We start from the raw sequence: 24,492 nt of genomic DNA, 5'->3' as shown, positions 1-24,492 counted from the left end.
TTTTATTCAGTTCTAAGAGCCTCAATAGGCCTTAATTTAATAGCTGTTTGTGCTGGGATCAATCCAGCAAATAATCCAGAAATGATCAAAATAGTTAATGCAATAGTCACTACCCCTAAATTCACACTTGGATTGGCGAACATATCAATTGGATCCATCATATCTAAAGCATAATTCAACCCAAAGATGAGGGTGGCTCCAAAAACGATTCCAGCCATACCCGAAATGATCGTAAGAAAAACAGATTCCGTCAAAATCTGATTCCTTATTTTTCCTGGCGAAGCACCTAAGGCCCTTCTTATTCCGATTTCATTTGTTCGTTCCTTGACCACAATCAGCATAATATTACTTACACCAATTACTCCGGAAAGCAAAACAAGTATTCCAACAAAATATGCGATAACTTTCAAAGCCATAAACAGGCTTTCCACTCTATTGAACTGCGCAAAAAGATCAAAATGACCAACTGCTCTCTCGTCTTCCGGATGAATCTTATGATTATTTTTAACGATGTCAAAAATACTTTGTTTTATATCAGTTATGGGTGTGCCATCCATTGCTGTTATGGCCATCCAACCAACTTTATCTCCACGATTAAAAGCCTGTGAAAAGGCTGTAAAGGGAACAAAAATTTGTTTCTGTTGTCGCTCGCTATCTCCTCCTCCACTTTTCTTGGTGTACACTCCAATAACCATAAAATTTACGCCATTGATCTTGATATAACTACCCAATACTTCTTCGCCGTCTTCATATAAACTAGTTTCCACCCCTCGACCAATAATGGCTACTTTTCTTTTATCGTCTATGTCATTATAATTAATAAATCGTCCTTCAACGATATTCATTGGTTCTTGTTTGATAATTTCCGGATAATCTCCATAAATATCGAAAGCTCCAGAATTCAAGCCTCTAATCACGTTACCTCCTCCTCTAAAACCGCCAAGCTGGTTTCGTGGAGAAACAAATCGCAGATTATCTACATTGTTTCTAATATCGCGAACATCATCAAGATCGTAACTGAAATTTCTCCCTTTAGGCATACCCTGATATGATTTACTTACAGGTTGGGTCCACATAAACATAGTATTAGTCGCTATATCCCCAAAGTCTTGCCTAATCCCGTTTTCAAGACCTTTCCCGGCAGCTAGTAAAAGAATCAAAATGAAAATCCCCCAGAAAACCCCAAACGCAGTCAATAGCGTCCTCCACCAGTTGGTGGTCAGTACTTCAAGAATTTCATTCCATTTATCTCTATTAAACATAACGCTTGTCTTTATTCATCTCTTAATGCCTCTATCGGCTGTATATTAGCGGCTCTCCAAGCAGGAATAAACCCAGCCAAAGCGCCCGCAACAATCAATACAACAACCATGGTCATCGCAATAGAAAAATCCACTGACGGATTCAACACATAATCCACTTCAATGTTTGGACCTACAATTTCAAGTAGTCCCATACTAAATATTAAACCGGCAAATCCTGAAACTGCCGTTACAAAAATAGATTCCTGCAAAATCATACCGATAATTGACCAAGGTTTAGCTCCCAGTGCTTTTCTTATACCAATTTCTCTGGTTCTATCTTTCACAATGATCATCATTATATTACTAACACCAACAACACCTGCTATAATTGTACAAATACCCACAAACCAGAAAAAGAATGCTATACTACTTGTCAAGGTATAAAACCGCTTTGTGTCTTCAATTACATTGTTTACGTGAACTGCAGCATCATCATCAGGAGATATTTTATGCGTCTCTTTTAAATATTGCTTTATTTCTTCAGCAAAGCGCAAAGATTCTTTCACAGCTGTTTCAAAATCCTTCTCAGGTTTCATCGTGAAAGCAAGATTATTGATGCGGTCTGCACCATTAAAAACACCCTGAGCTGTAGTAAAAGGAACAAAGACCCTGTCTTCTTCTCTCTCTCCTGCGGCATCACTGTAAACACCAATAATTTTAAAATTAATCCCAGAAATTTGCAGGTATTCTGTCAATGGATCTTCAACTTTATTTAATAGCTCACGCTTAATCTTGTTACTAATCACAACAACCTTCGTGTTTTGATCAAGGTCCATCTGATCTATAAACCTGCCAGAAACCATACTTTCATTCTCAATTTGCTGGTAATCGGGATGAACACCCCACACACCATAACTTACTGATTCATTTTTATAATTTACTGTAGTACCAAATGGAACGCGAAATACACCTGATCTGTATTCAATTTTATCTCCATTGGCAGCAATAATATGCTCGTAGTTTTCATTATTCAAATGTATTCTCCTGCCAGGATTTAAGCCTTTATATTCTTTAGTAGTGGTTTGCGTCCATATATATAAGAGATTCGTAGCATCTCCTTCAAATTCTTTTCTTATTCCATTTTCCATCCCCCTACCAAAACCTAAAAGAATGACAAGTATAAAAATACCTGAAGCCACAGACAGACCAGTAAGAAAAGTTCGAAGCTTATTCTTAGCAATGGTATCAAAAATTTCTTGCCAGCGATCTATATCAAACATGGGTCAAATTAATCTTTTGGAGTTAAAGAGGCTCTTTCAATTATAGACGACAAAACCAATTCATTTGTTACAGTTTATTTTGTTAATTCTGCAATTATCTTCTCATGAATATTGCCTGAAACTGTTAAAAATATCTTTTTAAAACAGCAGATCAGCCTTCTTTATCCGGAGCATAAAAGCAATCAGTTCTTAGTCAATAATAAGGTGTTATCAAAAGTTATAATATTCCGAAAATTACCTCCCTAATTATCATATAAATGATTCTTTTATTACGAAAACGATATTGAATATGAATATTACAATAAATACACGGAAAAATTATTAAAGTGACAATTATCATGATTTGACACTTCAATTGATACTAATTTTATCCTAACATTAAATTTAACCGTCATGTTAGCTAAAAAATCACAAAAAGCCCAAATTGGAGCCTACAGCAAAATATTTTTTCAGCTAGGCTTATTATTGTCATTAGTTATCATCTACATCGCTATAGAATGGAAAACTTTTGATCGAACTGTCAGCGAATTAAGCGCAATGAATATCCAGGAAGAGGAAATATTCGAAATCCCAATAACTGAAAGGATTCTTGAAGTAAAACCACCACCACCTCCACCTCCTGCTCCCGAGGTAATTGAAATCGTAGCAGATGAGCAAGAAATTGAGGAAACAATTTTAGAATCTACTGAAACTGATGAATCTGAGTACGTTGAAGTAGTTCAAATGGATGACATCGATGAGGTAGTTGAGGAAGAACAAATAGAACAAGATATTCCGTTCTCTATTATTGAAGATCCACCAGTTTATCCAGGTTGCAAAGGAACTAAAGAACAGAAAAAAAAGTGTTTACAAGAGAAAATAACACAACACGTTAGCAAAAATTATAACACAGGCTTATCACAAGATTTAGGACTATCTCCTGGAAAAAAGAAAGTCTATGTCATTTTTAAGATTGATAAAACAGGAAAAATCTCAGATGCAAGAGCCAGAGGCCCCCATGCAAGATTAGAAAAAGAAGCTTTACGTGTTGTTAATATGCTTCCTAATCTAACCCCAGGAAAACAAAGAGGAATGCCTGTGGGAGTATCATATACATTACCAATTACACTTCATGTGCAAATCTAATTCCATTTAATGTTAAGAGCGCTAAATTTTAAGTTTAGCAATTGAGAGGCTACCTAAGGGTAGCCTCTTTTTTTTCTCTATTCAAAACCGGTTTATTATATGAATTCTAGACATTGCCTGTCGTACACAATTCAAATAAATGCCTTAAATTTGCACTTTATTAGAACAAATGAAGAGACTATTTATTTTATTCATCTTTAGTATTGGAGCTGCGTCTTCTTCCTACAGCCAGGAAATCATCCCATTCCCTGACCTTAGTGAAAGCCATATTGCAGTATACAATCAAACTGAAGTTTTTGATGATCATAACTACACTTTATATACAGAAGATTATCAGATTGCCTTAAGAAAATTGGATAATGATCTTTCTCAATTGGATGAGAGAATTCAAACAGAAACAGACGACATTTTGAAATCATCTTTAGAAGCAGAAAAAGTCATTTTGAACAAGAAGAGAACCAAACTTCTTGAAGAGGCAGAACTAATAGATGACCTTAATAAATTTTATTGAAAAAGAATTTATTTCCTATCCTTTTAACCTTAACAATTGTTTAACACATAACGACATTATCTGTCGTATTCTAAATCTTAGTTCATTACTACTTTTACATAGTAAAAACAAAACTAAGCATTATGCAAAAAATAATAGAACTTATAGAACAGGTCAGGTTTGCTGAATTGAAAAAAATAGATAAATTGAGTAATACCCAAGAAGAATACCTAAAAAATTGTGGTGTTTGCAAAGAAAAATCTATCAACTAGGCCTTTAAAATCAAAGACTTTCAAAGTCTTAAAAACAGAACGGCTAATTCCCGGGCTATAATCGAGTCAATATAATTTATTTTGAGTAAAAGTATTTTGACAAGCCTCATTAAGCAACAGTTTAATGAGGTTTTATCTTTAATCTAAGCTTTATTTTTAAGGTATCCTTATGTCGCTTGATCTTAAATCCCAGGCTTCTATTGCATCAAGGTAAAATTGATAACATTTATCAGGTTCAGCATGAAATCTAAATAAAATCACGGTGATTTACTCTGCTATAGTAAAAGTCATTAATAGATTCTTCTCACGGGCAGATGGCACCTCTGAAATGAAGGCATAATTACCTGGCAAAAGATCAACTTCAAAATACCCCTTTGATCCAGCAGGTAAATCATTAACCCCTCCCAAAAAAGTAAATCCTTCAGGCGCAGGAGTAACCAAGCCTTTTGGATCTGCCCAATTCATCCAAGCCTCCAATTGGTTCAAGTCTGAATGATCTGAAATCATGACCAAGTTTATATCGTGTCCCACAAAATTTTCATACACCTTTTGATCTTCAAATTCAATCATAAAAACCTGCCTGCCTGATTTAATACTGTCTTGTAAAATGATACCGTTTGAACTAGATAGTTTAATTTTTACACTTTCAATGGGAGCTGAGTTCTTATTCACCTTTTTTGTGACAACAAGTGACTTGACCATACCCATACTAGAATGAAACTTGCCATTTGGCATTTTCACATAACATTCTATGATATAATTTCCCGGTACAAGTTGAAGTGTTGTAATACTGCTTTGTTTTGGAGATAAAAGACCTGAACCCCCAACAAAAACGACTTCATAAAACCATTTTGGCAATTCATTAAATGCATCAAATCCTTCCTGTTGCTTACCTTCATTGATCAGGTCCATTCCTTTTTCAAAAACAGGACCAACTTCCTTCTCCATATCCTCAATAGTTTTCCCTTCAGGGTATTTATCAATAAGGAAAAAATGTGTTTCTTCCGATCTATTATCATACTTAAAAGTATTCCAACCAGCTTCTATGCTATCTTGAATCTGGAAATCCATGTTGTTAGTGACAATATTTATTATGGTTTTTGTTTGAACGTTTACATCCACTTTCTCAGTTACTTTGGCCTGCTTGTTACAAGCGAAAAATGTGCCCATATAAACTATAGTCACTAAAAAAGGTATAATGCTTTTTTCAATTTTGAATCGGAGCTTAAAAAGTAATAACATTTCAATCAAGTTTAAGATTTACGGAATGAATTAATCAAAAAACATCCAAACCTACAAACGTATTTGGACAAAAGGCATGATTCTTTTACCGAAGGGCCTGATTTATTTATCAAAACTTTTGTTTAACTTATTTTGATATTAGTTGAACAAAGTGTATCTTTACCAAGTATTTAAAGAAAAATGGTTCTAAACACTACATACAATAATAAAGATAATGATGCCCAGATTATTCAATTGGTAGGCAGACCATTTAGTTTTTTGAAACAGTTACAAATGAGAGGAATAGGTTCTGGCAGAATGATTATTGACAAAGTCAGCCCTAAATTAGAACGCGCTTTACTTAACGGACCTGACATTAATTATGCTAACATTGAACTCAGACCTAAAGGTATCCTAGTTAGAATCACTCGCAGACTAGATAATTTTACCTGGATTATTCCGTATTATCAGCTCTATACCTACATGACCAGTGGACTCAGCATTCATGGCCAAGGTGAATTTCTACATTTTAGAAATGATCGGTTCTTAAAAGGTAACAAGGAGTTTATAAAAAAAATGTTGAATTTAAAAGTCATTTTTACAAAAGACTATTATATATAAAACCCATACAATTATGAAAATCTACAGCTTTATTCTTATTTGCTTAACCCTAGGTGTTTTTTACAGTCTTGCAGTAAAAATGGAGCACCAAAAGAACCTGGAAGAAAAATCTAGTATAATTCAAGGGCAGTTACTAAAAGACAATCCCGATTCTCATAAAATCTCCTTAAATACAACTTGCAGTAATCATAGCACAAGTCTTACGACTGATAGTGAACCAAATCATTATTTAGACATCAATGACGATTTCTCAATGCAAGTTACTGGGAAAGCGCATAGATATTTGAATACAGGTGTATCATTCATAGACCGCGACACTTCAACTTCTAAACCTGACGAGACAGATACTGAAATTGCAGGATCTTAAAAATTTCAGACGGGAGTCAGAAAACTGAATACAAAAAAATTAAATATTAAGGTCTTATAGTGCTTTGCAAATGTTGAGGGGCATTCAACCGATGTTTGAATAGGTGACGCAAGACTATAAGGCCTTTCTATTATCATTCAATTATTATTTACGAACTTAGATTTGTATTATTATTTTCAACATCCTTTATTCTCGCGTCTTTAAGCTTCTTAATAAACCAAATTATAAATATAATTTTCAAACTCAACCCAACAATTATTAACACTAAAGCCGGAATGAAGAAGTCAAGATCATGTTTCCTCATGTAAATTCCTCCTAAAAAAAGGATTAGCCCAATAAACAAGAAGTATAATTCCCTTCCTGGTTTGTATTCACCGGTTTTAATCTTTCCAAAAATATAAATGGTCTTGCAAGCTACTCCACCTATAATCAATACCAAGCCTATACTTTCAAAATCAGTTAACTTCCTAATCAGTATACCAATAATCAGTAGAAATATTCCAATAAACAACAATGATTTCTTAGTCATATAGGTCCATTTTTCAATTCAAATTTAGTACAACTAAATGGTCTTGCTTATGATATTCCTCATAGGGAATAGAAAATAAACCATACAAAGGTCAATGTATTAATCAGAAATTCTTATTTCACTTCCAGATCATAACCGAAAATTGGAATCTCAAGCCCTAAAATAAAGCGCCAACGTGTCACTGTTACCTGAGAAAGATCATCATTAATCGGTACTTCTACACCTGGGTTAGGAAATTCAATTGGTTCACCAAAATCTCCACTGCCAGTAGAATAAGTGGTTCCTACAACAAGTTTTACTTTTTTCAATTTGATGTCTACTCCTAAACCATAATGCATATAATCAGCGTCAAAATTCGCATCTCTATCATCGCCTTCAACAAGATCAAAAATATTGGCACTTGATTCTACTGGAGAAAAATCAGTCGATATACTACCGTATAAATTCAAGCCCTCATTCAAATAGATCTCAACACCTAGGCCAAAATTAATTACTGAATTCAATTCTTCCTTAAATGCAAAACCCTCTCCACCTTCCTCTACTGGTGGTATTAGAATCCTACTATATTCCGACAATCCAGCATGCCAGTCAGCTTTAAAATGTAATTTATGCTTTTTAATAGGCACGCCCATACCAATCGAAATTCCCATAGGTTCTTTTCTCTTTGTTTCCAAATTTTCAAAATCGTAATACTGAAAATCTTCATCTTCAGGATTAAGACCAGACAAAAATCTTTGATACCTAAATCTACCGTCATTAAAAACTTCCAAATATGGAAGATCCACGTTCAATCCCAAATCAACTTTTTCCAACTTCCATGCTAAACCAAGTTTCCAAAAAACACCATAGGATGACTGTCCAAAATTTATTTCATTATTAAATAGATCTACTCCTAAAACATCACCTTCAGTAGCAAACCGAAGATCATATGTGGCCGTGTAATTATATATCGAAACGAAGGTTGATACGCCTATACTTAAATTATCCCTGAGCTTTGTTCCCCATGATATGCCAAACCATTCATCCGTTTCTTTATTATCAAGTTTAAAATCGCCAACAAATCGATTGACTTCACCCAGACCATCAGCTACGTCATCTTCATCCATTTCTTTAGAGAAATTCAAATTCAACCGGGTTCTTTGTTTAGAAAGAAAGGCATATGCAAAATGGTGATTCTTCCATTTTTCAATTTTAAAAGTTCCCGCTATTAGACTGGGCACTCCTTCGAATCTCGAGTCGCTTAATTTATTATTCCTACCAAAGACATTCTCTACATTGGCAGTTTTGACTTGGAATGCCTTGGCATTGATAGTAAAAACAGGGTTTTCAATCAATGCAAGTCTTGCAGGATTATAATAGGTCAAGCCCAAGTCATCAACACTTCCTGTCACATTTCCACTTAATAAAATAGATCTATTCCCAAAGTTTTCCTGGTTGTAGTAGCCTTGCCCAACAAGCCAAAAAGGGCTAAAGAAAGTGACAGAAATAATTAATAATATGATCTTCTTCATAATGGGAAAATATGAATAATAAGTCATTCAATTTAAAATAAAATTAAGAATTAAAATCTTAAAACGACCTAGAATAAGATGATTATTCAATTTTTATTTTGATACTTTTTTAAAAAAAAAGACGATAAATTGCTCTAGTAAAACATGTTCATTTTCACGGAATTAAGTATTATTCAAAAATATTTTTTTCTATTTTAAAGAACTCAATAAAATCATTACCTTTAGAGGATCCTTAGACCTTAGTATTAAGGAATTTAAAAAGAAAAATATATCAACATTAAAACACTCAACAATGAAATCTAAACTTACAATTATCACTTTATTCTTAATTGCATTCTCATTTAATTCTTACGCACAAAAAGATGTGTCTGAGAAATCGAAAGAAGCAATTGCTGAATTCAAACACACAAATGACAAAATTTCTCCTTACTTTAATTCTGCTTACGCATATGCAGTCTTTCCTTCTATTGGAAAAGGTGGCCTAGGCGTTGGAGGTGCAGCCGGTAATGGAACTATTTACAAAGGAGGAGCAATTGTTGGAGATTGTAAAATGTCTCAAGTAACAATTGGTTTCCAAGCTGGTGGACAAGCTTATTCTGAAGTAATCTTTTTTAAAAATGCGGAAGCTTATAACCGCTTCGTTGGTGATAAATTTGAATTCGCCGCACAAACCTCAGCTGTAGCAGTTACTGCCGGGGCATCATTCGATGTTGATTACAGAGACGGAATTCTTGTTTTCACTCATGCAAAAGGAGGATTGATGTATGAAGCATCAGTTGGAGGACAGAAATTCAAAACTGAAATGAGATAAAATAATCTTTTATATTATATTAAAAACCTGCCAATTTGAAAATTGGCAGGTTTTTTTATGCAATTAATTACAAAACCAGGTCATGGTATAATTAACAAGAATATTGTCCGGGGAAAGTATTAATTTGATCTGTTAAACAATAAACCTACGCTAAAGAAAACCCTCACTTTATTAACATCGTTTATATAAGATACGTCAAAATTAACCGGGCCTAAAAAAGAGTGGAAAGCAAAATTAACACCAGCTGAGACGATACTGCTTGTCTCAAAGGCCTCTGACCAATTTCCCTCTGGAGAAAAAGCATCTTCAATATAGTCATCAAAATCACCAAAGCCAACACTTGCCAAGTTAAGGTGAGGCGTAAAATAAAATTTTGAAAAAGGGTTTATTTGGACACCTAGATTTATTTTCATCATTTGACTCACAAATATTTCGTCTTCATGCATCCCTGGGTATAGATAGGTCCCTTTCCTAGGTGATACAACAGTACCCCCTAAAGCATACCTTGCTGAATAACCATAGGTACTAAATGACAGGTCTCCAGACGACATTGGATCTTCAACAATGAAAGCCAAATTACCCCCAACGATTCCAGATACTTTTTTAGAAAAAGCTTTTCTGTGTTCAATATCAAAATTGAATTTTGTGAAATCGTTTGTTGATCCTTTAACAAAACGCTCATCACCCTCAGCATATTCAATATCCACTTCATTATGTATAGAACGAGAAACTTTAGCACCTACAATTGTACCAGAAGTAGCATAAAAAACCTTGTCCATCACATTATAAAGATAATGGATTCCAACCTCAAAATTCTTGAACTCATAATGCCTCAAATTGAGAATATTATTGTTAATACTCGGATCAATTTTAGGTTTTAGTTTAGTGAATTCGTAACTTAAATCAAGTCCGACATAACTATGCAATGAGTTTAGATTTTTATTGAACTGGTTGTCAAACTGAAAGAAATCTGAATTCATATCATCTGCAACTTCACCTGATAGGTAAAATTTTTGATCTAAAAACTCTCCCAGAACTTCTGAACGCCACCACCAGGTTTTCTCAGGTCCAAATTGCTTTTGATATTGTACCCGAAACCTGGGTTGCTCCGCAATATCGGCAGTCACAAGAAATCGTGACGATTTACCAATAATATTTCTACCCGTATAATTTACCATAAGCCCGACACCTCTATAAGAATCATAATGAAGAGAGCCTTTTATTACGCTTTGAGAACGCTCATGTCCTTTTAAGCGAAGTTCTAGCATCCCATTATTCAGACCACCATCATAGGTTATTTGGCTAAACAAATTGGTACCCATAGCCCTGTCAACACCGTCAATTAATTCTTGGGTTGAATATCTTTCACCCTCTTTGATTTTCGCCCTTCCTTTAACCAAATCCATATTAGCTTCACTCACTCCCGAATAGATAACCTTGTCAATTAAGAATTCATTTTCAACTTTTGGTATACTATGTTCTCTTTGTTTAAATTTCTTTAAAACAAAGGCAAGGTCGGCCAGAGCCTGAAGATTCACATCGGTTGCAATTTTCCCTTCCTCAAAGATTTCCTCCGCCTTATCAAAATCACCTGTTGAATAAGTCAGGTAAGGCATGTGGTCAATTAAAATATCACATGCATCCCTATTTGCTGGGTTTTTAAGATTACTGGTCAACATTCCTGTTTGAAAAAGTAATGCCGGAATTGAGCTTAGCTTATCCTTAGTCTGCATTCCTCCACCAACATCACTCCCAATAACAATATCGTAACCCATCTCTCGAGCTCTGTCAACCGGAAAGTTATTCAACACTCCCCCATCTACCAATAAGGTGTTTTCATATGGAACTGCTTGAAAGACTCCTGGTATAGACATACTCGCTCTCATAGCAAAGCCTAGTGAACCTCTGTCAAGAAATACTTCCTTTCCATTTACAATATCCGTCGTCATTGCCCTAAATGGGATAGGTAATTTATCAAAATCATCTATGTTAAATACGGGGTAGGTATAAGAGGAGATAAATTCACGTAATTTTTGATCCCTTAGGAACCCTGCACTCACCTTTGGCTTACCCTCTATAATATCAAAATCTACTAAATGCCTTTTAAATTCACTTTTCTCTTCCATGCTCACATCTACCAGATTGACATCTCCACCTAATAGCTCCGTCCAATTGGCATTATTCGCCATAACGGCTATACTATCTCCAGAATAACCAGCAGCATAAAATCCTCCGACAATACTTCCCATACTGGTTCCCATTATAATATCCGGAACAATCCCTAAAGAGTCAAGCGCCTGCAACAATGGTATATGAGCGATACCTTTAGCGCCACCTCCACTCAATACAAGTGCAACCTTTGGTTTTTCTTCTTGCGCAATTAATTCTTGAGAAAAAATTGAGAAGGCTAAGACAAGGATAATAAACGCTAACTTTTTCATGGGCATGGCTTGGTAAAAATGATAGCTCAAAACTAATACTTTCGACCTAATTATTTATTTATTTCTATTGGAAACTTTATTAGCCAAATATTGACTAATAAAATTCTGATTCTAAGGTCTTAAGTAGGTTTTAATAATACGATCCATAAATTCATTGGTTTCGTCTTTTACAATCATTCTTTCTGGCGTTTCTTCAAACCATTTTATGGTATTAAGAATCCCGTCTTTAAATCTTATACATGGATTAAATTCAGGAACGAACCGATGTATTTTACTATTATCAAATATAGTACTTACCGCTTTATCACCTAGCAAGCTTCCTTTTAATTGCTGATCGAAAGTTCCAAGATAGTCAGATGAAATATGAACAATATCAGCATCTCTTCCTGCAGCCATAGCGACTGCTTCATAGATTTGATTCCAGGTAAGGATTTCATCTGAAGTAATATGAAAACTTTGCCCGATAGCTTGTTGATGACCTATTAGCCCCATAAAACCAACGGCAAAATCTTTAGCATGGGTTATGGTCCATAAAGAAGTTCCATCACCATGAATGATGATTTTCTTTCCTTTTTTAATTCGATCAACAATAGTGTATTCAGTCCAACCTCCAATTGGAACAGGAATAACCGTATCATAAGTCAGTGAAGGGCGCACAATTGTAATAGGAAAACCTTCATTTCGGTACAAGCCCATTAAAGCATCTTCGCAAGCAATCTTTTGTCTTGAATAATCCCAAAACGGATTTGCCAAGGGAGTAGATTCAGTAATAATAGGATGTGATAAGGGCTTCTGATAACAAGAAGCTGAACTAATAAAAATATATTGATTGGTTTTACCACGAAAAAGTGCAAAGTCTCTTTTGATATCTTCTGGACTAAAAGCAATCCAGTTAACAACCGCATCGAAATGGTGGTCTTTGATTAATTCTTTCACCTTTGCTTCATCATTGATATCTAATATGAGGCTTTTAACCCCTTTCGGAATTGCCTGAGATTTCCCTCTTGTTAATAAGAAAATATCAATTCCGCGTTCAAGTGCCAGCTTCGTACTTGACATTGAAATATTTCCGGTACCTCCTATGAATAAAACCTTCATTTAATGAGTGAGATTATAGTTTAAGTTTCAAACAGGCGTTTAAAAATAAAAAATAGACTAGTCGATATTTATTCTTTCCCTGATATAATTATCCTTTTCTTTAATTAGGATATCAATTACTTCCATGATTCTTCCATCAACGTAAAGGTTGATGATATCCTTCTTTTGACAATAACGAATAAATGGCTCAATATGAACTCTTGGAATACCCAATTGCTCTAAAAACACGTCCTCTCCAATCTCCCTTCTCATATCTCCTGCGGCGGCTCTTTTTCGCTCCAACAACGTTGCCTCCTGGCGATTTTCTTCTCTTCTTTTTTTTCCAATTAAAGAAACGAGGTTTAAAATATTGGCGGAAGGAACCACATAATTACTACTTGTAGGGTCATCATATCCTTGATTTGAAAAATTCACAGCCTCTTCTCCCATTATCGGCAATGAATCTCTCATCCTTTTTGTGTCAACATAAAATAGTCCATCAAGGTCGTGGCCTTTTAACTCGATTTCGCCTAACTCTTCTACGCGAGAAACAAGCTCAATCTTAAGTATTCTTCTGTCGATAACCTTTTTATCCACGATCAATCCTAAAGTGTGAAATTGTATTCCAGAAAATATCAAGGTATCATTTGGTGAAACAGTAATACCAAATTCTCCTACTGCATTACTTACGGTTCCTTTTCTTGTACTTAGATTTAGAATATGGATATCCGCTAACTTAACTGAATCACTTTGAACAATTCCAGCAACCAAAACCGGTTCTTGAGCCAGCATATTTCCAGAAACAGCAAAAAATAGGAGCAATAAAAGCGTTTTTATGTTTTTTACCAAAATTGAATTTTTATTACTAATCATACATCATCAAGCATTTCAAAACAAAGACAAGACAGGTGTCAGAGAATTCATAACAATAATACCAAAAACCTTTGATATTCTAATTTCTGAATTCAAATTATTAACAGAATTTTATGAGCGACACAGGTTCTCGAGCTTGAAATTCAAAATAATTCCTCATAACTACAGTTAATTTATATATTTACTTATCAATTATTCTAATCTATCATGAAAAAAAATATCATTTTATTAATTTTATGCGTTTTCGCTTTTAGTTCAGTATCCGCCCAAAAAAAAGAAAAACTTACTCCTGTTGAACTCATGTTTGAGTATTATGATGATGAGTTCAAACCTTTTAACAAAGGTAAATGGTTTACGGCATTAACTTTTAACATTGAAGATTCAAATTTAAAAAGTGATAATAAATATATTGGGTTTGACAACATTATAAAGGGTGAAGAATTCAACTATGACATTAAAGTAAAAGGAGGGTATTCTATTGGTAATTACAATTTTATAGGACTAGGAATAACCCATGGAAGGGATACATCTGAAGGACTGGGAATCATTCTAACCGATACAATCAGTAGCGAATCTGTTGCAAATCGAAATGTTATTTCACCTTTTATCAGAACCTACTATCCCTTATCAAAAAACCAACGTTTTAGTTTTTTTAATGAAATAAAAATGGATTTTGGCTTTGGTGATTCTGTAACTAAAAGTTTTGAGAATGGAGAACAAACGGAACAAGAGGATACAAAAGATTTTTTATTTGGACTCGGTATAAGCCCTGGAATTACTTTTTTCGCCTTAGAAAGCTTCGCCTTTGAAATCCAACTTGACGTGTTAGGCTATGAATACGAAAGATCTTCCTCTATTGACGAAGAAGGAAATGAATTTGTTTCAGATTCTCACAATGTCAATTTTACCATTGATTTGTTATCACTTAATTTTGGTCTTGCCTATTACTTTGGAGCCAAAAATTAGCACTTGAAATAATCAATCAGACTAAGTTCATCCATTTTTCACCTATACTAGCTTTAGTCGCTGGCAAATCAAAATAACATCTTTCAACTGCTAAGATCAATGATTGTCATACTATTACTTGTTTTTTCCATTAATAATTTATATATTTAATTGATTATTAATGACTTATGAAACTGATTTTCTTTTTCTTTCTCATTTTCTCAACTGGGCTTTTCAGTTATGCACAACATTATGAGCAAACAGCGGATGCTCATGATATTTCTCCTTTATTTATGGACGAAAAGGATTTAAAAGTGACATTGAATTATTCAAAAAAAGATATTCTTACTTTCAGTAATGATTCCACTTATTTGGAATCTAGTCTTAGTTTCACGGCATCTGATGATATACAAAAAGAACTCAAAGTTGGGCTGAGAGCCAGGGGTAACTATAGACGCTTATATTGTTATTATCTTCCGCTCTGGTTTAAAATTGACAAAAACGAGTCAAAGGGAAGCATTTTTGAGGAAGACAAAAAATTAAAAGTTGTACTGCCTTGTTTAAAATCTTCAACGGCAAACGACCACGTTGTCAAAGAATTTCTCGCTTACAAAATATATGAGGTCATGTCACCTTATCATTTCGACACGAAGCTGATTCACATAACTTTAGCAGAAGAAAAGGACGGCAAAAGTAAGGATCATGATCTCTTAGCAATTCTTATTCAAGATACTAAAAAACTCGCAGCGGCATATAATGGAAAAATCATCAAAAGACACATGGATCCGAATGGTCAGGACCCTGCAAGTGCTGTTCGAAATGCATTATTTCAATATATGATTGGCAATACAGATTATTCAATAACCTACCGGCATAATGAAAAACTGTTCTACATTGATGATAAAATAGTTCCAATTCCATATGATTTTGACATGTCTGGTCTTGTTAATGCCAGCTATGCGGTGGTTTCTGCCATTAAAAACAAAACATTACCTATTTCAAAAGTGACCACAAGATTGTATAGGGGTTTTGACAGAGAAGAAGCTGTTATTCAAGAAATAAGAAAAGAATATATAGACAAGGAAAATGAGGTTTTTACAATGGTTGACAATTATCAAACTTATTTTAAGGATCCCCGAGAATTTAAGGAACTTAGGAACTATCTCGAAGGTTTTTACAAAGTCATGAAAGATGATAAAAAATTCCAAAATAGTATAATAAAAAGAACCCGAAGCAAACCAGATTGACATGCTAAACGTCGTCAACCATATTTAAATCTAAAGATTAAAGTGTTTCCTCCAATATCTCCCAAACATTATTCGCCAGAATTTTTTGGCCTTCTGCCGTAGGGTGAATACCATCTTGCTGATTTAAATCTGACCTACCGGCAACATCCTTCAGTAAAAAAGGAATTAATGCAAGGTTATTCTCTGCAGCCAAATCAGGAAAAATAGCCTGGAAATCTTTGGTATAATCAATGCCCATATTTGGTGGAATCTGCATCCCTGCCAGCACTATTACCACTTCAGGGTTGTGCTTCTTAACCTCATCAATCATATTTTGAAGGTTCTTCTTAGTCTCATCCAATGGAATTCCACGCAATCCATCGTTTGCACCTAATTCTAGCACAAAAACGTCAACTTTTTGTTTCAATAACCAAGACAACCTGTTTTTGCCACTGGCCGTAGTCTCGCCGCTCAAGCCCGCATTAATTACATTATATGGTAGCAATGCTGAATCCAACTTCTTTTGAATCAACGCAGGAAAAGCTTCCTCAACTTCAAGGCCCATGCCAGCCGTTAAGCTATTTCCAAAAAACAAAATGATCTTTTGACTCGTCTCACTTTGGGTTTCAATATTTATTGATTCCTTCTTCTCTTGTTTGTCGATTTTTTTTGCATCATTTCCAGCACAAGACATCACTAAAAAACAAATAGACAAATAACAAAACTTTAACACATCACCCATTGGTAGCCAAATTTAAATTTAATCCTTTTCCTTATCTTTCTGCACCCTATAAAAAGATACGATAAAGAATGACAAATATATTAAATGTAACGAATCTAGAGAAGACTTATAAAAGTGGAGAAAAAGAATTAAAGGTTCTCGACGATATTTCATTTAGTATTCAGACCGGTGACACTTTTGCAATTGTCGGACCTTCTGGAAGTGGCAAAACCACTTTACTAGGTCTATGTGCTGGCTTAGACCAGTCAGATCATGGAGAGATAGAGCTTTGTGGCACGAAGATCAATTCATTAAACGAAGATGAAAGAGCGCTTCTAAGAAATAGAGAGGTTGGTTTTATATTTCAAGACTTCCAGCTACTCCCAACGCTAACTGCTCTTGAGAATGTAACAGTTCCATTGGAATTAAGAGGAACCAAAAAGCCTGAGAAAATTGCAAAAGATCTTTTAGAAAAAGTTGGTTTAGCCGATAGGTATGACCACTACCCTTCTCAATTATCAGGAGGAGAACAACAAAGAGTTGCATTGGCAAGAGCATTTTCTAACAAACCTAGAATTTTATTCGCAGATGAGCCCACTGGAAATCTCGATGCTGAAACTAGTGAAAAAGTGGTGCAATTACTTTTTGAACTAAATAAAGAAGCTGGCACTACCCTGGTGATTGTAACCCATGATATGGACCTGGCCAAAATGACTCAACGTATCCTAAGACTTCAAAGAGGGAAAATCATGAAAGAACAAAGTGTATTATAAGGGTGGGAAATAAAAGAAAATCAAACGCAAGTACTGGATGGTTGTTCAAAATGGCCTGGAGAGATGCCAAAGCCAGCTACAAGAGATTGTCTCTTTTTATGGCATCCATAGTGCTGGGAATCGGGGCAGTTGTTTCAATACAATCTTTTGGAGAAAACCTTAAATCAAATATCGAGCTGCAATCGAAAGCATTGATGGGTGCTGACTTTATTATCGACAGCCGACATGCCCCTAATGAAAAAGTACAGAGTATTATTGATTCTTTAGGCGGCGCTGACGCCAAAGAAATAAACTTTGTCTCAATGGGATTATTCCCTAAAAATGGCGGAACTAAACTGGTTGGCGTAAAAGGTTTAGAGGGAGGATTTCCCTTTTATGGCGAGTTTAAAACAACGCCAGCCTCAGCCGGAGATAGTTATCAAGAAACGGGAGGAGCCTTGGTAGATGCTACACTAATGTTGCAGTATGATATAAAACCTGGAGATAGCATTAAGATTGGTAATATTACGCTTCCTATTACAGGATCATTAGATGCTGCACCCGGAAATGGAGGTTTTTCGAGCGGAATAGCTCCGCCTGTATACATCCCATTACGATTTGTAGAAAAAACAGGATTGATTCAGGTAGGGAGTCGATTGGAATACCAATATTATTTCCTTGCTTCAGAAGAAACAGATCTCATAGCGCTGAATAAAAAACTAGACCCCATATTGGATGCTGAAGAGGCTGATATGGATACCCATATAGATTCGAGTCAGCAATTGGGCCAACGCTATCAAAACTTCGGTGTATTTTTAAACCTTGTGGCTTTTATAGCCCTTCTTTTAGGATGTGTTGGTATTGCAAGCTCTGTAAATATATACGTTAAAGAAAAGTTGCGTTCCGTAGCGATATTAAAGTGTTTAGGCGCTACCAGAAGACAAAGTTTTTTCATTTTTCTCATTCAGATTATGGGCATGGGCCTCATTGGTGGTATACTCGGCGCTGTTCTAGGCATTTTTCTTCAAGAACTTTTCCCTTATATATTGAGTGACATGCTTCCTTTTGCAATAGAAACCACTATTTATCCTGAGTCAGTACTAATTGGAATTGTTTTAGGCATGTTCATGTCAGTCATGTTCGCCTTAATTCCCTTATTGAGCACATGGTATGCATCCCCCTTGAGAGTTTTAAGAATAGAAGAATCTACAAATGAAAAATCAAGAAAAGCCAACCTGGTTGTTATCGTAATCATCTTAGTATTTATGTATGCTTTTTCATTTTGGCTGCTAAACAATTGGAAATATGCGCTCTATTTTATTATTGGTATTCTAGTAACATTTTTGATCCTTATTGGCATCACAAAACTTTTTATGACCTTGATACAAAAGTTCTTTCCAAGCTCATGGGGTTTTATATCTAGACAAAGTCTTCTCAACTTATTTAGGCCACAAAATCAGACCATGACCTTAATTCTTGCCATTGGAGTTGGCACTTTTTTGATCAGTACTTTGTACTTCACGAAAGACATGTTATTGGCAAAATTATCATTTCAGAGTGGAGAAAATACACCCAATATCATTTTGATGGATGTGCAAAATGACCAAAAAGATGAAGTGGCAAAAACGCTGGGTAATGTCATTGACAACATCCCCATCGTAACCATGAGGGTGCACAGTATTAAAGGAAAAACAGTCAACGAGATACGTAAGGATACAACCAGTAAAATAAATGACTGGATGCTTAATCATGAATTCAGAGTAACCTATAGAGACTCACTTATTGCTTCAGAATCACTAGCCAGTGGAGATTGGGTCGCAAGTCAAGAATATGACCCACAAACTCCTGTCTCCATATCAATTGCAGAAAGCATTGAAAGAGATGCTATAGTCAAAGTGGGAGACACTATTGTATTTAATGTTCAAGGGGTATTGATGACAACGAAAGTCGCTAACATCAGAAAAGTTGACTGGGGAAGAATGCAACTCAATTTCTCTATCGTATTTCCGGCTGGAATACTTGAATCTGCGCCGCAATTTAATGTTCTTTCTACCCATGCACCTGATGAAGCATCTTCCGCTAAACTTCAAAGTGAACTGATTAAGAAATTCCCGAACATCTCTATAATCGATTTTCGTCAAGTTCTTGTTCTTATTGAAAGCGTCCTTAATAAAATCTCCTGGGTAATTAATTTTATGGCCGTATTTAGCATATTTACAGGTATCATAGTACTGATAGGTGCTGTGAGAACCAGTAAGTTTCAAAGGATACGAGAAAATGTCTTATTGAGAACACTGGGAGGTACTAGCAGGCAAATATTAAAAATCACCGCATTAGAATACCTTTATTTAGGAGTTTTAGGGAGTCTAAGTGGTATTTTATTATCGCTTTTGAGTGCTCAAACTCTTGCTTATTTTATATTTGATTTGGCATTTGTCCCCTCTTCATTTCCTTTTCTGGTTTTATTTCCAGGAATCAGTTTGTTGGTATTAATCATTGGATTAATGAATAGCAGGAGTGTTTTGAATAGTCCTCCATTACAAGTTTTAAGAAAAGAAGCCGTTGGCTGATCAAGTTGAGACCTGTTATTATTTTTCACATCTCAAAAAAGAATTTTATCTTACATCACCCTAAATATTTCATGTAATGAAAACTCAAAAATTAATGTCGCTATTGTTTTTTATCTGCTTTAGCAGCATAATGATAGGACAGTCTAAAAATACTGACGAAGCGATTTCTTTAGCAAACAAAAATATATTAGTCGTATGGGGTGGATGGGATGGTCATCAACCCGAAGTTTTTGCCAAGAAAATTTCAAAATGGGCTAAACAAATGGGAGCTCATGTTATTGTTTCAGATTCTTTAGGAGTTTATTCAAACAAAGACCTGATGGACAAACAAGACCTTATTATTCAATATTGGACTATGGGTGAAATCAGCAAAGAACAAAGCGAAGGCTTAATTGAGGCTGTGAAAAAAGGAACAGGGCTTGTAGGTTGTCACGGTGGTATTGGCGATTCTTTTAGAAACAATACAGACTATCAATACATGGTTGGAGGACAATGGGTGACTCATCCTGGTGGGAAAATTAATTATACCGTTCAAATAAGCAATACAGGAGATCCGGTAACAGAAGGCCTCCAAGATTTTGAAATTCAAAATACAGAGCAATACTATATGCATGTTGATCCTAATGTTCGCGTCTTAGCTACCACAACATTCAACGCTGATCACGATGCATGGATAGAAGGAAACAGCATGCCGGTTGTATGGAAAAAGCATCATGACAAAGGCCCTGTTTTTTACATCTCTATTGGTCACAATCCAGAAGATTTCGACCACCCTGCGGTATGGACAATGCTCACGAGAGGCATTGACTGGGCCATTACCGGGGGAAAAGATTAGAATCTTTTAAAGCTAAATACTCCAATCTTTTGTATCTAAATATCTCCTTGCATTTTGTCAATCATGTTTTGGGCATTTTGGTTTTGCGGATTTAACTCAAGGGATTTTTGATAGTTTTTGATAGCAGGCTCATATTCCTTATTTAGCATACAAGCTTCCGCATAACTGTCATAGACATTGGCACTTTCGGGATATAATTTCATGTTCACTTTAAAAATAGCCTTAGCCAGTTCTATATTGTTTTCAGCAATTAAATTATAACCTTTTCGATTTAAGCTGTTTTCACTTATAGCTTCATCATTCTTATCTGCACTTTGGAGATCTATGTAGGCGGATAATCCTTTTTCAAAATCACCAGACGCTATCATTTCAAGAGGTATTTTTTCATCCGTTGACATCATTTCAAAGGAAGAAATAATCTGTTTGTCTGATGTGTTCCAATGAACCATTTTTAAATTCTTAGTTTCTGAATCAGTCTGAAATTGAATTGGTTCATTATTTTCTCTACTGATATACGTTGAATCGCTGATTCGAATCAACTCATCAGGTTGTTGTCCTAGGCGTTTTACATATAATTTATCCGCTTCTCCATATATCTCTAATAGGTCATCGTTATGAATTTTATAGCGTCCTGAGATTTCAGAAACAACTTCACCGCTCAAGTCAAGCCTTTCATAAGTAGGAACAAAACTTTCCCAGTCATAGGTTAATGCTACAGATCGAATGAGTTCTGATATAAAATCAGGATGGTTCGAATTGGTCAAAACTACAACTCCATATCCTTTGGTTTTATGAGCAATCAGTTCACTTGAAAATCCTTCATCCCATCCTCCATGCCCAAAATAGATAGCATCTCCTTTCTTATTAAGAAACAAACCCAGGCCAACAAATTCTTCCACAAAAGGTGTTAACATTTGATGTGCCATCTCTTTTGAAAGTACCTTCTCAGATGTCCCTTTATAGGTGTCCTGAACGTCAATTGCAAAACGTGCAAGATCTTCTGAAGTCGTCCAGAGTCCGGCAGCTGCCATTTCAGGATAGGTATGTCTTTTACCCTTAGTCATAGATCCATCGGGTAAATAACCAGTGGCTGCCAAGCCAAGCTTATCTACACTTAAGGGTTGTTCATACGTACTGTTTCTCATTTCTAAAGGGCTCAAAACAAGATCATCCATCAATTCAGGATATGATTTCCCCTGTACGTCAATCATCATTTGCTGCATTACCGTATAACCTCCTCCCGAATATCTAAAACTCTCTTCTGGTAATTTATCTACAAAAATGGCAGGAGAATTTGCAGGTGGTGCCCCATTCAAAACTTCTACTAAAGAAGGAACAGCAAGGTCAGGACTGTATCCTAAAAATCCATGTACCGTCAACCCGCCAGTGTGACTAACTAAATGTTTTAAACCAACCTTCTTTTTATCCGTAAAATCATTATCGGGTAATTTCCAGGATATGAGATAGGTATTTACATTTTCTTCCATGTCAATCTCCTTTTTATCAACCAAACTTAAAGCGCCATATGACGCCACAGGTTTACTGATAGATCCGGCTTGAAATAAGGTATTCAATGTTACTGGCTCTTTGCTTTCTTTGTCCATGACACCGTACGCTTTTGACCATACAATCTCATGATTATGTATTACAGCGATACTCACACCTGGAATGCCATAATGTTCCATCCGCTCTTCTATGGTCCAGCGCTGGTCATTCTCAATAGAAACTGGCGGAACCAAATTCGTTTCAATCAATTGTTCCTTTGTCTTGACTTCAGGTTTTTCGTATGTATCGCTACATGAGACGAATGCTAGTAAGAGAAAGCTTAATAAAGAGATTTTAAATTTCATATTTATAATATTATGTTGATAGCAGTTAATTCTATTCAAAAGACCTCAACGTTTGGAAATTGTTTCAGATGAAACTCAATTAAAAAAGAGCATGAAGCAAAAAACAAGATAATATTTATTTTTAACTTCTTTTAATCCTTTCTTCCCCTACATTATATAAAAAATGTATTTTTATATTACAAACACCATCTGATTGAATCGTTCAACTGCCTATACCATACTGTTTTTTTTCTTTGCCGTTTTATCTTCATTTGAGAGCTACGGGCAAAAAATAGATACTATTGTTCATGTAAATGGAAACATCTTAACAGGTGATTTTAAAAAACTCAATTATGGTGTAGTCACCTGGAAAATGGATGGAATGGGCACTATTAGCTTAGAAGAGCCTAAAATATCGACAATAATTTCGAGTAAAATTTTTGAAATCAAAATGGAAAGTGGTCGCATCTATTTTGGTTCTTTTGAGGCGGCCGAAAAGGAAAGAGAAGTAAACCTTGTTTTAGTAAATGAGAACGTGTTGGTCAAAATTGAGGATATCGTAGAGGCATATCCTATTAAAAAGAGTTTTAAAACTCGCTTGAGCGGTAATTTCAATTTAGGAGCCAGTTATTCCAAAGGAAGTAATGTTGCTACACTCGTGTTTTCAGGCAATCTTGATTATCGGAAAAGGAATAGTGAATTCAGTTTTAAATGGGATACGAATGATACGTATCAGGCAGACACCTTGAGTGCAAGCAAATCAGACGTCTCGCTATCCTGGCAACGAACATTAAATAAAGGGTGGTATGCAGATGTTGCTATCGGGGTGAGTCAGAATCTTCAATTAGGAACCGATAAGAGATGGAGTTTAAATCTTGCAGGTATTAAAGACTTGGCCTATAATGAATGGAATCGATTATATGCGGCAGCGGGTGTTAATTTATCTCGAGAAATACCATTTGGTGACGGGCAAACACAAGATGATGTCGCCGGTCTTTTTCAATTAAAATGGAAAGTGTATAAATTATGGAGCCCTAAAGTATGGGTTGATTCAGACATCATTTATCTGCCATATTTAACAGATGACAGGTACAGGTTTACGTTTAATTTGAATCCAAAGGTTAGCATTTTTAGTGATAATTTCAAAATAGGATTAAATCTTTACTATACCTATGATAGTAGGCCTCAAACCGCGGATGCTTCAAACGATGATTACGGCCTAAATCTCCAATTTACGTATACTTTAAATTAATGTTTTCTCAACAATCCATTGATCACGGTTAATGAATTCATTGATTTTGGTTAATGTACATGTCATTTCTTCGATCTAATTTTATATTGGTATAAATTAATATAATTATGGAAAAAGAAATAATATACAATATCGATTTACATTTTGAGCACGAAAATTGGCAACGAGAACTCGACTTTTGGGAAGATGAATTAAAATCCTTTCATTTACGACTTGAGGAGCTGGTTAAACGATGGACTGATCATAAGGTTTTAGCCGAAATCGAAAAATTTCAAAATCAATTTATGATCCAGCAAAAAGAATTTGATGCTTTGAAGGATCAAATCGAAATGCATGAAAAAAATATGGCTTCACATTATGAAAAAAATGAAGATGTTTTAAATAAAATGTTTGTTAGCCAACATCTTTCATTCAGAGAAGTAATGGAAACAGAGAGAAATCTTTATGACAAGCTGAAAAAAGATTTTTTCCGATTTATGACTAAATATATGTGAGTTTAT

Annotated in this window: 23 protein-coding genes; 13 read left to right on the top strand and 10 right to left on the bottom strand. The window is 35.1% G+C overall.

Annotated features, from left to right (window positions below; genetic code table 11):
• Positions 1–2: 2 nt before the first annotated feature.
• The gene (locus QWY87_RS05225) at positions 3–1,262 is read right to left on the bottom strand and encodes an ABC transporter permease (RefSeq protein WP_290289099.1); all 1,260 of its coding nucleotides are present in this window, start codon (positions 1,260–1,262) and stop codon (positions 3–5) included.
• 11 nt (positions 1,263–1,273) lie between these two features.
• Positions 1,274–2,524 (bottom strand): ABC transporter permease, encoded by a 1,251-nt coding sequence (locus QWY87_RS05220; RefSeq protein WP_290289096.1) that lies wholly within the window; start codon positions 2,522–2,524, stop codon positions 1,274–1,276.
• A gap of 393 nt (positions 2,525–2,917) precedes the next feature.
• Here QWY87_RS05220 and QWY87_RS05215 point away from each other — a divergent pair, with 393 nt between their 5' ends.
• The 3 genes from QWY87_RS05215 (at position 2,918) to QWY87_RS05205 (ending at position 4,411) form a co-directional block, all read left to right on the top strand.
• Positions 2,918–3,649, top strand: coding sequence for an energy transducer TonB (locus QWY87_RS05215; protein WP_290289092.1), 732 nt, complete (start codon positions 2,918–2,920; stop codon positions 3,647–3,649).
• 169 nt (positions 3,650–3,818) lie between these two features.
• On the top strand, positions 3,819–4,160 hold the full coding sequence (locus tag QWY87_RS05210) for a hypothetical protein (RefSeq protein ID WP_290289088.1): 342 nt from the start codon (positions 3,819–3,821) through the stop codon (positions 4,158–4,160).
• A gap of 122 nt (positions 4,161–4,282) precedes the next feature.
• Positions 4,283–4,411 carry a hypothetical protein gene (locus tag QWY87_RS05205; RefSeq protein ID WP_290289086.1) on the top strand — a complete coding sequence of 43 codons (129 nt, stop codon included), beginning with the start codon at positions 4,283–4,285 and terminating at the stop codon, positions 4,409–4,411.
• A gap of 267 nt (positions 4,412–4,678) precedes the next feature.
• On the opposite strand, the gene QWY87_RS05200 is transcribed toward QWY87_RS05205, so the two are convergent.
• Positions 4,679–5,653 (bottom strand): hypothetical protein, encoded by a 975-nt coding sequence (locus tag QWY87_RS05200; RefSeq protein ID WP_290289082.1) that lies wholly within the window; start codon positions 5,651–5,653, stop codon positions 4,679–4,681.
• A gap of 180 nt (positions 5,654–5,833) precedes the next feature.
• Between QWY87_RS05200 and QWY87_RS05195 the strand changes: the two genes are divergently transcribed.
• Positions 5,834–6,253: a hypothetical protein gene (locus QWY87_RS05195; RefSeq protein ID WP_290289079.1), complete on the top strand. Its 420-nt coding sequence runs from the start codon at positions 5,834–5,836 to the stop codon at positions 6,251–6,253.
• 13 nt (positions 6,254–6,266) lie between these two features.
• A complete protein-coding gene (locus QWY87_RS05190) occupies positions 6,267–6,620 on the top strand; it encodes a hypothetical protein (protein WP_290289075.1) in 354 nt (117 codons plus the stop codon).
• Positions 6,621–6,768: 148 nt separating this feature from the next.
• Here the strand turns inward: QWY87_RS05190 and QWY87_RS05185 are convergent, their stop codons facing one another.
• Both QWY87_RS05185 and QWY87_RS05180 read right to left on the bottom strand, forming a co-directional pair.
• Positions 6,769–7,149: a hypothetical protein gene (locus tag QWY87_RS05185; protein WP_290289071.1), complete on the bottom strand. Its 381-nt coding sequence runs from the start codon at positions 7,147–7,149 to the stop codon at positions 6,769–6,771.
• 113 nt (positions 7,150–7,262) lie between these two features.
• The gene (locus tag QWY87_RS05180; RefSeq protein ID WP_290289068.1) at positions 7,263–8,660 is read right to left on the bottom strand and encodes a hypothetical protein; all 1,398 of its coding nucleotides are present in this window, start codon (positions 8,658–8,660) and stop codon (positions 7,263–7,265) included.
• A gap of 292 nt (positions 8,661–8,952) precedes the next feature.
• Here QWY87_RS05180 and QWY87_RS05175 point away from each other — a divergent pair, with 292 nt between their 5' ends.
• Positions 8,953–9,471, top strand: a complete 519-nt coding sequence (locus QWY87_RS05175; protein WP_290289067.1) for a lipid-binding SYLF domain-containing protein — start codon at positions 8,953–8,955, stop codon at positions 9,469–9,471.
• A gap of 119 nt (positions 9,472–9,590) precedes the next feature.
• Here QWY87_RS05175 and QWY87_RS05170 read toward each other — a convergent pair whose 3' ends face one another.
• The 3 genes from QWY87_RS05170 to QWY87_RS05160 all read right to left on the bottom strand — a co-directional run bounded on the left by QWY87_RS05170 (position 9,591) and on the right by QWY87_RS05160 (position 13,838).
• On the bottom strand, positions 9,591–11,912 hold the full coding sequence (locus QWY87_RS05170; protein ID WP_290289065.1) for a patatin-like phospholipase family protein: 2,322 nt from the start codon (positions 11,910–11,912) through the stop codon (positions 9,591–9,593).
• A gap of 111 nt (positions 11,913–12,023) precedes the next feature.
• Positions 12,024–13,010, bottom strand: coding sequence for an NAD-dependent epimerase/dehydratase family protein (locus tag QWY87_RS05165; protein WP_290289064.1), 987 nt, complete (start codon positions 13,008–13,010; stop codon positions 12,024–12,026).
• 57 nt (positions 13,011–13,067) lie between these two features.
• Complete coding sequence (locus QWY87_RS05160) at positions 13,068–13,838, bottom strand: hypothetical protein (RefSeq protein WP_290289062.1); 771 nt, start codon at positions 13,836–13,838, stop codon at positions 13,068–13,070.
• A 231-nt stretch (positions 13,839–14,069) separates the two neighbouring features.
• Between QWY87_RS05160 and QWY87_RS05155 the strand changes: the two genes are divergently transcribed.
• Positions 14,070–14,828: a hypothetical protein gene (locus QWY87_RS05155; RefSeq protein ID WP_290289060.1), complete on the top strand. Its 759-nt coding sequence runs from the start codon at positions 14,070–14,072 to the stop codon at positions 14,826–14,828.
• Between the two features lie 167 nt (positions 14,829–14,995).
• Positions 14,996–16,054: a hypothetical protein gene (locus QWY87_RS05150; protein ID WP_290289059.1), complete on the top strand. Its 1,059-nt coding sequence runs from the start codon at positions 14,996–14,998 to the stop codon at positions 16,052–16,054.
• Positions 16,055–16,091: 37 nt separating this feature from the next.
• Here the strand turns inward: QWY87_RS05150 and QWY87_RS05145 are convergent, their stop codons facing one another.
• Positions 16,092–16,775, bottom strand: coding sequence for an arylesterase (locus tag QWY87_RS05145; RefSeq protein ID WP_290289056.1), 684 nt, complete (start codon positions 16,773–16,775; stop codon positions 16,092–16,094).
• Positions 16,776–16,843: 68 nt separating this feature from the next.
• Between QWY87_RS05145 and QWY87_RS05140 the strand changes: the two genes are divergently transcribed.
• The 3 genes from QWY87_RS05140 to QWY87_RS05130 all read left to right on the top strand — a co-directional run bounded on the left by QWY87_RS05140 (position 16,844) and on the right by QWY87_RS05130 (position 20,911).
• A complete protein-coding gene (locus tag QWY87_RS05140; RefSeq protein ID WP_290289054.1) occupies positions 16,844–17,527 on the top strand; it encodes an ABC transporter ATP-binding protein in 684 nt (227 codons plus the stop codon).
• Positions 17,528–17,577: 50 nt separating this feature from the next.
• On the top strand, positions 17,578–20,076 hold the full coding sequence (locus QWY87_RS05135) for an ABC transporter permease (RefSeq protein WP_290289420.1): 2,499 nt from the start codon (positions 17,578–17,580) through the stop codon (positions 20,074–20,076).
• 76 nt (positions 20,077–20,152) lie between these two features.
• Positions 20,153–20,911 carry a ThuA domain-containing protein gene (locus QWY87_RS05130; RefSeq protein WP_290289053.1) on the top strand — a complete coding sequence of 253 codons (759 nt, stop codon included), beginning with the start codon at positions 20,153–20,155 and terminating at the stop codon, positions 20,909–20,911.
• Between the two features lie 35 nt (positions 20,912–20,946).
• Here QWY87_RS05130 and QWY87_RS05125 read toward each other — a convergent pair whose 3' ends face one another.
• Positions 20,947–22,761: a serine hydrolase gene (locus QWY87_RS05125; RefSeq protein ID WP_290289051.1), complete on the bottom strand. Its 1,815-nt coding sequence runs from the start codon at positions 22,759–22,761 to the stop codon at positions 20,947–20,949.
• A 193-nt stretch (positions 22,762–22,954) separates the two neighbouring features.
• Between QWY87_RS05125 and QWY87_RS05120 the strand changes: the two genes are divergently transcribed.
• On the top strand, positions 22,955–23,992 hold the full coding sequence (locus tag QWY87_RS05120; RefSeq protein ID WP_290289049.1) for a DUF481 domain-containing protein: 1,038 nt from the start codon (positions 22,955–22,957) through the stop codon (positions 23,990–23,992).
• A gap of 107 nt (positions 23,993–24,099) precedes the next feature.
• Positions 24,100–24,486 carry a hypothetical protein gene (locus QWY87_RS05115; protein ID WP_290289047.1) on the top strand — a complete coding sequence of 129 codons (387 nt, stop codon included), beginning with the start codon at positions 24,100–24,102 and terminating at the stop codon, positions 24,484–24,486.
• The last annotated feature ends 6 nt before the right edge of the window (positions 24,487–24,492 follow it).

Source organism: Lutimonas halocynthiae (assembly GCF_030409835.1).
Lineage (GTDB): Bacteria > Bacteroidota > Bacteroidia > Flavobacteriales > Flavobacteriaceae > Lutimonas > Lutimonas halocynthiae.
Note: the sequence above shows the minus strand (reverse complement) of the source record. Positions and strands in the feature narration are given on the sequence as shown.